At 70.6% G+C, this 14,109-nt stretch carries 11 protein-coding genes; 9 read left to right on the top strand and 2 right to left on the bottom strand.

The window, feature by feature from the left end:
* Positions 1–31: 31 nt before the first annotated feature.
* The 4 genes from AUC47_RS07080 to AUC47_RS07065 all read left to right on the top strand — a co-directional run bounded on the left by AUC47_RS07080 (position 32) and on the right by AUC47_RS07065 (position 4,559).
* Entirely contained in the window at positions 32–1,240 is a 1,209-nt protein-coding gene (locus AUC47_RS07080) for a benzoate/H(+) symporter BenE family transporter (RefSeq protein ID WP_096714516.1), read from the top strand.
* 9 nt (positions 1,241–1,249) lie between these two features.
* Positions 1,250–2,434, top strand: coding sequence for a hypothetical protein (locus tag AUC47_RS07075; RefSeq protein ID WP_096714515.1), 1,185 nt, complete (start codon positions 1,250–1,252; stop codon positions 2,432–2,434).
* 119 nt (positions 2,435–2,553) lie between these two features.
* A complete protein-coding gene (locus AUC47_RS07070; RefSeq protein ID WP_096714514.1) occupies positions 2,554–3,447 on the top strand; it encodes an ABC transporter ATP-binding protein in 894 nt (297 codons plus the stop codon).
* Between the two features lie 50 nt (positions 3,448–3,497).
* The gene (locus AUC47_RS07065; protein ID WP_096714513.1) at positions 3,498–4,559 is read left to right on the top strand and encodes an ABC transporter permease; all 1,062 of its coding nucleotides are present in this window, start codon (positions 3,498–3,500) and stop codon (positions 4,557–4,559) included.
* A 131-nt stretch (positions 4,560–4,690) separates the two neighbouring features.
* Here AUC47_RS07065 and AUC47_RS07060 read toward each other — a convergent pair whose 3' ends face one another.
* Positions 4,691–8,155, bottom strand: coding sequence for a bifunctional proline dehydrogenase/L-glutamate gamma-semialdehyde dehydrogenase (locus tag AUC47_RS07060; RefSeq protein WP_096714512.1), 3,465 nt, complete (start codon positions 8,153–8,155; stop codon positions 4,691–4,693).
* 142 nt (positions 8,156–8,297) lie between these two features.
* Here AUC47_RS07060 and AUC47_RS07055 point away from each other — a divergent pair, with 142 nt between their 5' ends.
* Positions 8,298–9,206, top strand: a complete 909-nt coding sequence (locus AUC47_RS07055; protein WP_096714511.1) for a LysR substrate-binding domain-containing protein — start codon at positions 8,298–8,300, stop codon at positions 9,204–9,206.
* Between the two features lie 115 nt (positions 9,207–9,321).
* The gene (locus AUC47_RS07050; RefSeq protein WP_096714510.1) at positions 9,322–9,909 is read left to right on the top strand and encodes a nitroreductase family protein; all 588 of its coding nucleotides are present in this window, start codon (positions 9,322–9,324) and stop codon (positions 9,907–9,909) included.
* Positions 9,910–10,037: 128 nt separating this feature from the next.
* Here the strand turns inward: AUC47_RS07050 and AUC47_RS07045 are convergent, their stop codons facing one another.
* Entirely contained in the window at positions 10,038–10,757 is a 720-nt protein-coding gene (locus AUC47_RS07045; protein ID WP_096714509.1) for a FadR/GntR family transcriptional regulator, read from the bottom strand.
* 78 nt (positions 10,758–10,835) lie between these two features.
* On the opposite strand from AUC47_RS07045, the gene AUC47_RS07040 reads away from it, so the two are divergent.
* The 3 genes from AUC47_RS07040 to AUC47_RS07030 are packed head-to-tail and all read left to right on the top strand — an operon-like array spanning position 10,836 to position 14,087.
* Positions 10,836–11,729 (top strand): proline iminopeptidase-family hydrolase, encoded by an 894-nt coding sequence (locus AUC47_RS07040; protein WP_096714508.1) that lies wholly within the window; start codon positions 10,836–10,838, stop codon positions 11,727–11,729.
* 16 nt (positions 11,730–11,745) lie between these two features.
* On the top strand, positions 11,746–13,161 hold the full coding sequence (locus AUC47_RS07035; RefSeq protein ID WP_096714507.1) for an APC family permease: 1,416 nt from the start codon (positions 11,746–11,748) through the stop codon (positions 13,159–13,161).
* Complete coding sequence (locus AUC47_RS07030; protein ID WP_096714506.1) at positions 13,158–14,087, top strand: acetamidase/formamidase family protein; 930 nt, start codon at positions 13,158–13,160, stop codon at positions 14,085–14,087. Before AUC47_RS07035 ends, AUC47_RS07030 begins: the two co-directional genes overlap by 4 nt.
* Positions 14,088–14,109 lie beyond the last annotated feature (22 nt).

The raw sequence follows: 14,109 nt of genomic DNA, 5'->3' as shown, positions 1-14,109 counted from the left end.
CAGCCCGACGGCATCCCGCTACTCTCGGAGGGTGCCCGCCCGCTCGCCTCGATCCGACCAGCCCCGGTCCACCCTGGCCCGACCGGTCCTCGCCGGGATCGTCACCGCACTGGTCGGATTCACCAGCTCCTTCGCAGTCGTGCTCACCGGTCTCGCCGCGGTCGGCGCCTCCCCGGCCCAGGCGGCGAGCGGACTGCTCGCCCTCTGCCTCACGATGGGCCTCGCGTGCATCGTGCTCGCCCGGCGGTACCGCATGCCGATCACGGCCGCCTGGTCGACGCCCGGCGCAGCGCTTCTCGCGGCGACCGGCACCGTCGAGGGCGGCTGGCCCGCGGCGGTCGGCGCCTTCTTCGTCGCCGCGGCGCTCATCCTGCTCACCGCGCTCTGGCCCGCACTCGGCGCGCTCATCGCCCGGATCCCGCCGTCCATCGCGCAGGCCATGCTCGCCGGCGTGCTGCTGCCGCTCTGCCTGGCTCCCGTCACCGGACTCGTCGCGAACCCGTGGGGAGTCGTCCCGGTCGTGGTGACCTGGCTCGTCTTCGCCCGCCTCGCACCCCGATGGGCGGTGCCGCTCGCCTTCGTCGCCGCGGCCGTCGTCGTCGCGGTCTCGCTCATCCAGGCCGGAGCGCCGGTGGATGCCGGTCTGCTGCTCCCCCGCGTCGAGCTCACCGCCCCGGTCTTCACCGTCGGCGCGCTGGTCGGCATCGCCCTGCCCCTCTTCATCGTCACGATGGCCTCACAGAACGTGCCCGGCATCGCCATCATGCGCAGTTTCGGCTACGAGGTGCCGTGGCGGCCGGCCATGCTCATGACCGGCGTCGGCACCGCGGCGGGCGCCGCCGCGGGCGGACACGCGATCAACCTCGCCGCGATCAGCGCCGCGCTCGCGGCCTCCCCCGAGGCCGACCCCGATCACGGGCGCCGTTGGACCGCCGGGGTGTCGACGGGCGCGTCCTACCTCGTGCTCGGCGCGTTCTCGGCGGCGTTCGCGGCGCTCGTGCTGCTGGCACCGGATGCCGTCATCCCCGCCGTCGCCGGGCTGGCGCTGTTCGGGGCGTTCGGCTCGTCGGTGCAGCAGGCCATCGACGATCCCGGCGAGCGCATCCCCGCCGTGGTCACATTCCTCGTCGCGGCATCCGGCATCGCCGTGCTCGGGGTGAGCGCGGCGTTCTGGGCCCTCGTCGCCGGACTTCTCCTGCGCGGAGCGCTGCACGTCGGGCGCCGAGGCGCGGCGGGTTAGCGTGGACGCGTGACCCTTCCTCCGCCCGCCGCCCCGCCGTCCCGGACGCCGGCGGGATTCTTCGACGCCCGGGCGCTGACCGAGCCGGTGAACCCCGCCGAGGTCGACGCGTTCGCCCGCGCGCACCGACGGGCGAATCCGACGACCGCCGGGCAGATCGTCGCGTGGGTGCTCGCGATCGTCGCCCTGCTGCTGATCGTGCCGGTGGCCGGCGTGCTGCTCCTGGGCATCGGCTACGCGATCGGCAGGGACGGCGGCGTGCTGCTCGGCGGCCTCGTCGGTCTGCTCCTGTTCGGCGGTCTCACCGTCGGCGTGATCGCGCTCGTGCGGCGGGCGAATCGGCAGCGCGCGCTCACCCGCTTCCGCCTGTCGCGCTTCGCCGCCGCGAACGCGATGACCTACCTCGACCGGATCGACGCGCCGCCGCTGCCGGGGCTGATCTTCCAGGCCGGATCGGGCCGCATGTCGACCGACGTCCTGCGCGGCACCGCTCCCCGGTTCGTCGAGTTCGGCAACTACCAGTACACGACGAGCAACGGCAAGCAGAGCCAGACCCACCGGTGGGGGTACGTCGCCGTGAAGCTCGACGTGCCACTGCCGAACATCATCCTCGACGCGCTGGGGAACAACACCCTCGGCAGAAGCCTCGCCGCAGGATTCCGCCGCGACCAGCGGCTGTCGCTCGAGGGCGACTTCGACCGCTATTTCTCCCTCTACTGCCCCGAGGGGTACGAGGTCGACGCGCTCTACCTGTTCACCCCCGACGTGATGGCACGCTTCATCGACCATGCGGCCGAGCTCGACGTCGAGATCGTCGACGACTGGCTCTTCCTCTACACGAAGCGTGAGGCGTCGACGCTCGACCCCGCCACCTGGGCATGGCTGTTCGGAGCTGTCGGAGCGCTGCTCGTGAAGCTGGATCAGTGGGCACGCTGGCGCGACGAGCGGCTGCGGGCGCAGGCAGCACCGGCCGCGCCGTCCGCAGCATCGCCGCCGGCCCCCGGCGCACCCGCCCTCCCGTTCACCGCTCCGGCGACGCTGCTCACCCCGCCGCCGGTCGGCGTCGCACCGCCCGGCCGACGTCTGCGCCGACGCAGCCCGTGGATCATCGTGGGCATCGTGCTGGGAGCGGTGTTCCTCGTGACGACGGCGCCGTTCGCCCTCGGCATCCTCGTGATGCTGACCTCGCGCTGAGCGGTGCCCCGAGGGGGAGGGCGCGTCCGCCGCACGGCGGACGACCGTCGCGAACGCCCTCCGACGATCCGCCGCACGGGGGATGCCGCGGCCGATCCCCCCGCCCTAGCGTGAGGGGTATGACAGGACAGCTCGTACTCACCGGCATCACCAAGAGCTACGGCTCTCGGCGCGTGCTCGACGACGTCTCGTTCGAGGTGGCCCCCGGGCGCCTCACGGGTTTCGTCGGCGGCAACGGCGCAGGCAAGACCACCACCATGCGGATCGTGCTCGGGCTGCTCTCGGCCGACGGCGGCACGGTCGCCCTCGACGGCCGCCCCCTCACGGGCGACCAGCGCAGCCACTTCGGCTACATGCCGGAGGAGCGAGGGCTCTACCCCAAGATGAAGGTGCTCGAGCAGATCGTGTACCTCGCGCGTCTGCACGGCTTCGGCAAGGCGGATGCCACGACGCGCGCCACCGCACTGCTCACCGAGCTGGGACTCGGGGAGCGCCTGAACGACACGATCGAGTCGCTGTCGCTCGGCAACCAGCAGCGCGCGCAGATCGCCGCCGCCCTCGTGCACGACCCCGAGGTGCTGATCCTCGACGAGCCGTTCTCCGGTCTCGACCCGCTCGCGGTCGACGTGGTCGCGTCGGTGCTGCAGTCGTCCGCCGCCAAGGGAGCGTCGATCCTGTTCTCCTCGCACCAGCTCGACGTCGTCGAGCGTCTCTGCGACGACCTCGTCATCCTCGCCGGCGGGCAGATCCGCGCGGCGGGCTCTCGCGACGGCCTTCGCGCCGAGCACGCCGGCAACCGCTACGAGCTCGTCTCCTCCGGGGATGCCGGGTGGCTGCGCGCCGAACCGGGCGTCACCGTCGTCGACTTCGAGGGCGGCTACGCCCTGTTCGACGCGGACGGACCCGACACCGCGCAGCGCGTGCTGCGCGCCGCCGTCGAGCGCGGCGACGTCGCGAGCTTCGCGCCGAAGCATCCGTCCCTCGCCCAGATCTTCAAGGAGGTCATCCAGTGAGCACCTCAGTCCCCTCTCGCCGCCCTGCTCGTTCCGGCGCCCAGGCATCGATGATCTGGCTCGTCGCCGAACGCGAGATCGGTTCGAAGCTGCGCAGCAAGGCGTTCCTGATCTCGACCGGAGTGCTGCTGCTCATCGTGCTCGCCGGCATCGTGATCGGCGGCTTCGCGAGCAAGAACGCCGCGGCGGAGACGATGCCCGTCGCGGTGACGTCGGAGACGGCATCCGTCGTATCGGCCCTGCCGAACGTCGAGGCGACCGAGGTCGCCGATGCCGGCGCCGCGGAGGAGCTGCTGCGCTCCGAAAAGGTCGAGGCGGCCGTCGTTCCCGGCGAGGGGCCGACCGGACTCACCGTCATCGCGCTGAAGGACGCGCCGAGCGGTCTCGTCTCGGCGCTGTCGCAGACGCCGCAGATCGAGATCCTGGAACCGGCGACGACCAACCCGCTGCTGCGGTACTTCATCGCGATCGCATTCGGCATCGTGTTCATGGGAGCCGCGGCGACCTTCGGCGGCACGATCGCGCAGAGCGTCGTCGAGGAGAAGCAGACCCGCGTGGTCGAGATCCTGCTGTCGACGATCTCCTCGCGCACGCTGCTCGCGGGCAAGGTCATCGGCAACACGATCCTCGCGATGGGTCAGATCCTCGCGATCGCGGCGATCGCGACGATCGGCCTCACGGCGACCGGCCAGAGCGAGGTGCTGGCGACGCTCGGCGCCCCCATCGTCTGGTTCGCGGTGTTCTTCCTGTTCGGGTTCATCCTGCTCGCGTCCATGTTCGCCGCCGCCGCGTCGATGGTGTCGCGGCAGGAGGACATCGGCTCCACGACGACCCCGATCACGATGCTCATCATGGCGCCGTACGTGCTCGTGATCGTGTTCAACGACAACCCGCTGGTGCTGACGATCATGTCGTACGTGCCGTTCTCGGCGCCCGTGGGCATGCCGATGCGGCTGTTCGTCGGCGAGGCGCAGTGGTGGGAGCCGCTGCTGAGCCTGGTGATCCTGCTCGCGAGCTGCGTGGCGGCGATCGCGATCGGCGCGAAGATCTACGAGAACTCGCTGCTGCGCATGGGCAGCCGGGTCAAGCTGGGCGAGGCGCTGCGCGGCTGAGCATCCGCTCACCCGCTCGCACCCATCCGCCGTCCGCCGACGCCCCTGCTCAGCTCCGAGGCCCCTGCTCATTCACGTGAACGAGCAGGGGCCTCGGCATTCAAGCGGGGCGTCGGCCTCGATGGGTGACCTCAGAGAACTCCCTCGGAGAGCGTCGTCGGGTTGCCGAAGCGGTGGTTCGTGATCGACACGGCCTGCTCGTGCAGGAACGGCAGCATCTCGACCCGGCCGGCCCCGGTCACGGCGTGCGACCACACGGCCACGTCGGGCGTCCCGCCCAGCGCCTCGAACAGCGCAGCGGTGTCGCCGCCGACGAGGCGCACGCGACGCCAGCTGTGCTCGGCCTTCGCGGCGGCCTTGGCGTAGCGCTTCACCCACGCCGCGTCCTTGTCGCTCGACACGGTCACGCCGGCAGCGCGCAGCGCCTTCTCCACGCGAGACGGAAGTGCGGCGGCCGACACCGTGAACGGGCTGCCGCTGCGCAGGGCGGCGGCGATCACGCGAATGCCGTCGGCGAGCGTCGCGCCCTCGGCGATGCGCACGTCGACCTCGACCGGACGGTACCGGAACACGTTGCGCTCCACACCGAGACCGGACTTGTCGGAGGTGACGCCGAACTCGGAGGTCCAGGCGTGCTCGTCGGAGGCGGCAGCGCGGTGCAGCCACTCGATCTCGACCGCGTCGAGATCGGCCGCGGCCGCGCTCAGCACCGACTCGACCACGGGCGTGGTGGCCGCCCCCGTAGCGGCTGCGGGCAGCTCGGCAGGAGCCCAGTCGCCGAGGCCGAACAGGTAGTTGGGCCCACCGGCCTTCGCGCCGGCGCCGACGGCGGAGCGCTTCCAGCCGCCGAACGGCTGCCGCTGCACGATCGCGCCCGTGATGCCGCGGTTCACGTACAGGTTGCCCGCCTCGACCCGGTCGATCCAGGTGGCGACCTCGTCGGAATCGAGCGAGTGGATGCCAGCGGTCAGGCCGTAGTCCACGGCGTTCTGCAGCCGGATGGCCTCGTCGAGATCCTTCGCGCGCATGATGCCGAGCACCGGGCCGAAGAACTCCGTCATATGCGTGGTCGACCCCGGCGCGACGCCGATCTTCACACCCGGCGTCCACTGCCGCCCCTCGGCGTCGAGCTGCTTCGGCTCGACGAGCCACCGCTCGCCCTTGTCGAGCGCGGTGAGCGCGGTGAGCAGCTTGCCGTTCGCCGGCTCGATGATCGGGCCCATCTGGGTCGCCGGATCCTCGGGCAGGCCGACGCGCATCGACGTGACCGCGTCGACGAGCTGGCGCTCGAAGCGCGCGGAGTCGGCGACCGATCCGACGAGGATGGCGAGCGACGCGGCGGAGCACTTCTGCCCCGCGTGGCCGAAGGCGCTGCGCGCGACGTCGGCCGCAGCGAGGTCGAGGTCGGCCGACGGCGTCACGATGATCGCGTTCTTGCCGCTCGTCTCCGCGAGCAGCGGCAGGTCGGAGCGGAACGACCGGAACAGCTGCGCCGTCTCGTACGCGCCCGTGAGGATGACGCGGTCGACCGCGGGGCTCGCCACCAGCTGCGTGCCGAGGTCGCGGTTCGCGAGGTCGACGAGCGCGAGCAGCTCGCGCGGCACACCGGCCGCCCACAGGGCCTCGACCATGACCGCGCCGCACCGCTGGGTGAGCCTCGCCGGCTTGATGATGACGCCCGAGCCCGAGGCGAGGCCGGCGAGCACGCCGCCGGCGGGGATCGCGACGGGGAAGTTCCACGGCGGCGTCACGACGGTGATCTTCGACGGCACGAACTCCGCCCCGGTGATGTTCTCGAGGTCGAGCGCGCGCTCGGCGTAGTAGTGCGCGAAGTCGATCGCCTCGCTCACCTCGGGGTCGGCCTCGGCGATGGTCTTGCCGGCCTCGTGCGCCATGATCTCGATGAGCTGGGCACGACGGGCGGAGAGCTCGTCACCGGCACGGTGCAGGATCTCGGCGCGCTCGGATGCCGGACGCGCAGCCCACTCCGCGGCGGCGCTCTGCACGGTGGCGAAGACGCCGTCGAGCTGCGCCTCGGCGTCGACCCGCGCCGCGGCGATCGCGTCGAGGCCGAGGGGCGACGCGACCGACCGCTGCAGGATCTCGCGGCCCCACGCGCGGTTGGCGGCGATCGCCGGGTCGGTGTCTGCCTGATTGTGGAACCCGGTGGTCCCGGCATCCGTCCGCTCTTCGGCCGCACGGTTCTGCACGCGGTTCGGCGACGGCACCGACGGGTCGGCGACGAGCGCGGCGAGCGACCGCTCGAAGCGCTCGCGCTCGCGGGTGAGCAGCTGCGGGTTCGAGGCGAGCTCGAACACCGCCGACATGAAGTTCTCGGGGCTGGCGTTCTCTTCGAGACGCCGCACGAGGTACGCGATCGCGACGTCGAACTCCGCCGGGTTCACGACCGGCGTGTAGAGCAGCAGGCGGCCGACGTCCTTGCGGACCGCCTCGGCCTGACCCGTCGCCATGCCGAGCAGCATCTCGTACTCGACGGCGTCGGTGACACCGCGGGACTTCGCGAGCAGCCAGGTGTAGGCGATGTCGAAGAGGTTGTGACCAGCGACGCCGATGCGCACGGCATCCAATCGCTCCGGCGTCATGGCCCAGTCGAGCACGCGCTTGTAGTTCGTGTCGGAGTCCTGCTTGGTGCCGTAGGTCGCGAGCGGCCAGTCGTGGATCTTCGAGTCGACCTCCTCCATCGCGAGGTTCGCGCCCTTGACGACGCGCACCTTGATGGGGGCGCCGCCCTTCGCGCGACGGGCGGCGGCCCACTCCTGCAGCCGCTGCATCGCGGCGAGAGCGTCGGGCAGGTAGGCCTGCAGAACGATGCCCGCCTCGAGGTCCTCGAGACCGGGCTGGTCGAGGATGCTGGTGAACGCCGCGATGGTCAGGTCGAGATCGCGGTACTCCTCCATGTCGAGGTTGATGAACTTCGCCTTGCCCTGTGCCTCGGCCTTCGCCGCCAGACGGTACAGAGGCGTGAGCTTCTCGACGACGTCGGCGACCGCCTCGTCGAACGACCACATGGAGAGCTGGCTCACGACGCTGGAGACCTTGATCGAGACGTAGTCGACGTCCTTCCGGGCGAGGAAGTCGTAGGTGCCCTGCAGGCGACGGCCGGCCTCGCGCTCGCCGAGCACCGCCTCGCCGAGGAGGTTCAGGTTCAGTCGGTTGCCGGTCTTGCGCAGCTTCGCGATCGCAGGGCCGAGCTTCGAGGGCGTCGCGTCGAGCACGAGGTGGCCGACCATGGCGCGCAGCACTCGGCGCGAGATCGGCACGACGACGCCGGGGAGCTTCGGCGCGAAGAACCCGCCGGCCTTGATCGCGGCGCGCAGGTAGCCCGGCAGCAGCGTCGGGGTGATGTCGGAGAGCTCGGCGAGCTTGCGACCGGCCACGCCCAGGTCTTCGGGGCGCATGACGCCGTCGACGAAGCCGACCGTGAAGGCGAGGCCGTTCGGATCCTTCAATACCTCGGAGAGGCGCTGGGCGGCCGGCTCGACGGGGTGGGTCTCGCTCTCGGCGAGCCAGCGCTGCACGAGCGCGGCGACCTCTTCGGTGCTCGGGGTGGTGGCGGTGTCGGCGGCGACAGTCATCGGGGACCTTCCAGGGGATCGCGCGTCCGGGTGCGCGCGGCTCGATCATTGTCAGACGGCGCAGTAGGCTACGTCTATCAATCGATTCTCGCGCTGACCGTTCACCCGAGCTGAACAATGGTCGAGCGCGCAAGGAACCCGGATGCTGGACGTCAATCGCCTGCGGATGCTGGTGGAGCTGTCGCGCCTCGGCACGCTCACGGCCGTCGCCGACGCCCTCTCCTACAGCAAGGCGACGGTGTCGCAGCAGCTCGCCGCGCTGGAGCGCGAGGTCGGCGTCCCGCTGCTGCGGCGAGTCGGTCGTGGCGTGCAGTTCACCCCGCAGGGCACCGTGCTCGTGACGGAGGCCGTCGGCATCCTCGACCGCCTGGAGCAGGCCGAGGTCGCGGTCGCCGAGTCGCTCACCGAGGTCACGGGCACCGTGCATCTCGCGGTGTTCCAGTCGACGGCGCACTCTCTGCTCCCCGGAGCGCTCGCGGCGCTCCGGGCCGAGCACCCATCGCTCCGGGTTGAGGTCACCGAGAGCGACCCCGAGACCGGACTCGTGGGCGTCTCGAGCCGCGACTTCGATCTGATCCTCGCCGAGCAGTACCCCGGGCGCACGCGCCCCCTGCACGCCGACCTCGATCGCGTCGTGCTCGCCCACGACGCGATCGCGCTCGCCCGACGGCCCGGCAGCTCGTCGGAGGCGGATGCCGTCGCCGCGCTGTGGTCGACGCGCGACGAACCGTGGGTGCTCGAGCCCGCGGGAACCGCGTCGCGCGCCTGGGCCGAGCAGCTCTGCCGCACGGCGGGCTTCGAGCCGGACGTGCGGTTCGAGGTCGCCGACCTCACCGCGCACGTGCGTCTCATCAGAGCGGGGCTCGCGGTGGGACTGCTGCCCGAGCTCGTGTGGGCGGGCGAGACGCCGACCGTCGACCTGTCCCCGCTTCCCGACGAACCCCGGCGCGAGATCTTCTCGTCCGCGCGGCGGGTCTCGGCGGCCGCGCCGTCGATCCGCGCGGTGCGGCGGGCGCTCGCGTCGACGGCATCCCGCAACCTGCTCGACTGAGAACGGCACTGCGCGTCACAGAACGTCACGGGAATATGCACTCACATACATCCGTTGGCACCCTCGTACGCGGACGACGGAGTCCGGTTCCGACTCCTGTTGAAAGGCACACCCCGTGAGCACTCCCCTGATCGACCGCACCGCCCCCACCGAGCACCCCGTCCTCGACGTGCTCGCCGGACGCTGGAGCCCCCGCGCCTACGACGCCCAGAACGCCATCGACGAGGCCAAGCTCGCGACCGCCCTCGAGGCGGCCCGCTGGAGTCCCTCCGCCAACAACTCGCAGCCCTGGCGCTTCATCGTCGCCCGCCGCGGCACCGCCCTGCACGCGCAGGTCGTCGACTCCCTCGTCGGCTTCAACCAGACCTGGGCGCGCAACGCCGCCGTGCTCGTGGTAGCGATCGCCGAGACCGCGACCGCCGACGGCACCCCCCTCACCCACGCCTTCTACGACCTCGGCCAGGCCGTGGCGCACTTCTCGGTGCAGGCTCACCACGACGGCCTCGTCGTGCACCAGATGAGCGGCTTCGACCCGGAGGTCGTGCGCGAGTTCGCCGACCTCGAGGAGCGCTTCGTGCCGGCCACCGTCTTCGCGGTCGGCGAGTTCGGTGATGTCGAGTCGCTGCCCGAGGTGCTGCAGGAGCGCGAGGTCGCCCCGCGCGTCCGTCGCCCGATCGACGAGACGATCGTCCTCAGCGCCTGAGACACTCGCGCATCGCTTCCGTCGACGCCCCTGCTGATCGTCGACGCCCCTCCTGATCCACGCGAACCATCAGGGGCGTCGGCGGCGAACAGGGGCGTCGATGGTTCCCGCGGGGTTGAGCCGTGCGGTCAGCGCCCGATGGCGCGCCTCCGCACGGCCTCGAGCAGTTCCAGGTCTATCTCGACGTGATGCTGCGCGATGCGGCCGGCATCCTCCGAGCGCCCGTCGACGATCGCGTCGACCAGCTCCGAGTGCTCCCTCGCGGCACGCTTCTCCATCGCAGGGCGACTGTCGGAATCCCCCCACAGATGAGCCGGCGCCACGATCGTGAAGCGCCGCTCGTGCTCGCGCACGACCTCCGACAGCGTCTCGTTGTGCGCCGCGGCGATGATGGCGAGGTGCAGCAGGCTGTCGGCGTGCTGGCGCGCTGCGCCCGTCGCCGCCTCGGCGAAGTCGTCGAGTCGCGCGCGCATCAGGACGATGTCGTCCTCCGTGCGATTCACCGCCGCGAGCCGCGCGATCGCGCCGTGCAGATGGGTGCCGGCGATCGCGGCATCGACCAGCTGCGGCCACTGCTCCTCGAGCCAGCGGGTCACGGCCGCCGCCTCAGAGGTGGGCCATTCCTCCCGCACGAAGGATCCGCCGGTGCGGCCCCGCTGCTTCTCGAGGATGCCGCGCGCGACGAGCCGTTCGAGCGCCGCGCGCGTCGTGGTGCGGCCGACACCGAGTGACACGGCGAGGTCGCGTTCGGCGGGCAGCCGCGTCCCCGGCAGGAACTCTCCGATCGCCACCGCCGTCACCAGTCGGTCGGTGATGCGGTCGATCAGGGTGTCTTCGGTCTCCGTCATATCGGTTCCAGTGTTACATCGATGTGAAATCCGGACGGAATGGTTTACTCGCACACCTTTTAGGTCCACGATGTCCTCATGCATCAGCGCGAATCCACGGTCCCCTTTCGCGAGGGCCACACCTGGTACCGGATCACCGAGCCCGACGAGCCCGGCGACCTCGCTCCGGTCGTCATCCTCCACGGCGGACCAGGCATGGCCCATGACTACGTCCGCAACCTCGACGCTCTCGCCGACCTCACCGGCCGAACGATCGTGCACTACGACCAGATCGGCTGCGGACGCAGCTCTCACCACCCCGAGGCGCCTGCCGAGCATTGGACGCCGGAGCTCTTCGTCGAGGAGTTCCACGCGCTGCGCGCCCACCTCGGCATCGATGAGTATCACGTGCTCGGCCAGTCGTGGGGCGGGATGCTCGGCGCCGAGATCGCCGTGCGGCAGCCCGACGGCATCCTGGCTCTTCTGATCTGCAACTCCCCCGCGTCCATGCCACTGTGGACGAGCGAGGCGGCGCGGCTGCGCGCGGAGCTCCCGGATGCCGCCAGCGTGGCGCTCGACCGGCACGAGGCCGACGGCACGATCGATCACCCCGACTATCTCGCCGCCACGCAGGTCTTCTACGAGCGTCACGTGTGCCGCGTCGCGCCGACGCCGCAGGACTTCGTCGACAGCGAGACGCAGATGCTCGCCGACCCGACGGTCTACCACACCATGAACGGCCCGAACGAGTTCCACGTGGTCGGCACCCTGCGCGACTGGTCGGTCGTCGACCGTCTCGAGCAGGTGCAGTGCCCCACCCTCGTCGTCGCCGGCGAGTTCGACGAGGCCACCCCCGCGACCTGGCAGCCGTTCGTCGACCGCATCCCGGACGTCCGCGCTCACGTCTTCCCGGGCGCGAGCCACTGCGTGCATCTCGAACAGCCCCGCGAGTTCCTCCGCGTCGTCGCGGACTTCCTCGCGCACCACCCGTGACCCGACAGGAGAGACCATGACCACCACCGCATCCGGAGACCAGCCACGGCTGGAGTCGTTCGGCTACAAGCAGGAGCTCAAGCGCTCCGTCTCCACCGTCGACCTCGTCGTCTACGGCCTCGTCTTCATGGTGCCGATCGCGCCCTGGGCGATCTTCGGCGTCGTCTTCAACGAGTCGAAGGGCATGGTGCCCCTCGTCTACCTCGTCGGCCTGATCGCGATGATCTTCACCGCCCTCGGCTATGCGCAGATGGCGAAGTCGTTCCCCCTCGCGGGTTCCGTCTTCTCCTATGTGGGTCGAGGCACGCACCCCGTCGCGGGGTTCTTCGCCGGTTGGTCGATCCTGCTCGACTACCTGCTCGTTCCGACTCTGCTCTACGTGTTCGCGGCGTCGTCGATGCGCGGCATCTTCCCCGAGTCGCCCGAGTGGCTGTGGGCCATCCTCTGCGTGGCCGTCAACACGGTCATCAACGTGCTCGGGATCGGCTCGATCACCGTGGCGAACCGCGTCTTCCTCGCGATCGAGCTGGTCTTCGTCGCGATCTTCGTCGTCATCGCGGTCTCCGCCCTCACCGGCGACACCATCGCCGGCTCGTCCTTCTCGCTCGCGCAGCTGTGGGACCCGGCGAAGGTCGACCCGCCGCTGATCGCCGCCGCTCTGTCGATCGCGGTGCTGAGCTTCCTCGGCTTCGACGGCATCTCGACCCTGTCGGAGGAGACGACCGGCAGGAAGAACCCGGCCGGTCGAGCGATGATCATCGCGCTCTTCATCGTGGCCACCCTGTTCATTCTGCAGACCTGGCTCGCCAGCGCGCTGGCCGCAGGCACGATCGCGTTCGACGACGACGAGGTCAACAACGCGTTCTTCTCGATCATCGCGCAGGCCGCGGGCAGCGGATGGGCGACGGCGTTCCTCGCCGTGAACGTGATCGCCGTCGGCATCGCCAACGCCATCGCCGCGCAGGCGGCCACCTCCCGACTGCTGTACTCGATGAGCCGCGACCGGCAACTGCCGGCGTTCTTCTCGAGGATCAACGCCCGCCAGGTCCCGGTCTTCGCGATCCTCGTCGTCAGCGCGCTCAGCATCGTCCTCGTGCTGTTCTTCGTCGGTCAGATCGGAGTCATCTCGTCACTGGTCAACTTCGGCGCGCTCTTCGGATTCCTCCTGCTGCACGTCTCCGTGTTCTGGCACTACATCGTGCGGCAGAAGTCGCGCAACTGGCTGCTGCACCTGGTCGTGCCGCTGTGCGGGTTCCTCATCATCGGCTACGTCCTGTTCAACGCCTCCGCCGAGGCGAAGATCGGAGGCGCGATCTGGCTCGTCGTCGGCGTCGTCGTGTTCCTCATCTTCCGGATCCGCCACGGCGCCAACCCGGAGCTGCTCTCGGAGCACTCCGCCACCGGCACGACCGGAGAGAAGACGTCGGCATGACCGGCATCGATCACTTCCTCGGCAAGGAGCTGGGCCGCCCGGGTTTCCGTGCCGACGTCGAGCCGGTGCTGCGCATCTCGGCCGGCACCGGCGAGCGGATCGGCTTCGAGACGGATGACGCGGTCTACCGCGAACTGCACGATCACGGCGACCTCGGTGCCCTGTCGGCCCCGATCAACCCCGTCACGGGTCCGGTATGGGTCGATGGCGCCCGCCCCGGCGACACGCTCGCGGTGACCGTGCACGAGATCCGCCTGAAGGAGTGCGGGTGGTCGGTGAGCCTCCCCGGCACGGGCGCGCTGCGCCATCGCATGGGCGACGCGGTGCTCACCCGGCGCATCACGATCGACGAGGCGGGCGTGCACCTCACGGATCGCCACCTGGTCGCTCCTCGGCCCATGATCGGATGCATCGGCACGGCCCCCGCGTCCGGGGTGAACTCGACCGTCATGCCGGCCACGGCGCTCGGCGGGAACATGGACGTCACCGAGGTCGCGCCCGGCTCGACCGTCTACCTCCCGGTCGAGGTCGAGGGCGCCCTGCTGTCGATCGGCGACATCCACGCGATCATGAGCGAGGGCGAGTCGTCGTTCGTCGCGATCGAGGCCGAGGGCATCGCCGTGGTGAGCGTCGACGTGATCCCCGGGCTCGCTCTGCGCGCCCCGCGCATCGAGACGCCGGACGCGTGGTTGTTCGTCGGGCTCGGAGACCCCGTGCAGGAGAGCATCACGCGCGGGTACGAGGACGCGTACGACTTCCTCGTCGACGACCACGGGTGGGACCGGATGGACGCGTTCGCCGTGATGAGCGCCCTCGTCGACTCGAAGCTGGGCGGACCGACGGGGTCGAGCGACCCCGACCCGCTGCATCCGTTCGCGGCGATCGGAGCGGTGACGCTGCATCGCGTGCCGAAGTCGGTGCTGTAGCCGCGTAGTGAAGGAGATCTCA

This window comes from Microbacterium sp. SZ1 (assembly GCF_002362255.1).
Taxonomy (GTDB): Bacteria; Actinomycetota; Actinomycetes; order Actinomycetales; family Microbacteriaceae; genus Microbacterium.
This window is presented reverse-complemented; position numbering and strand designations above follow the sequence as displayed.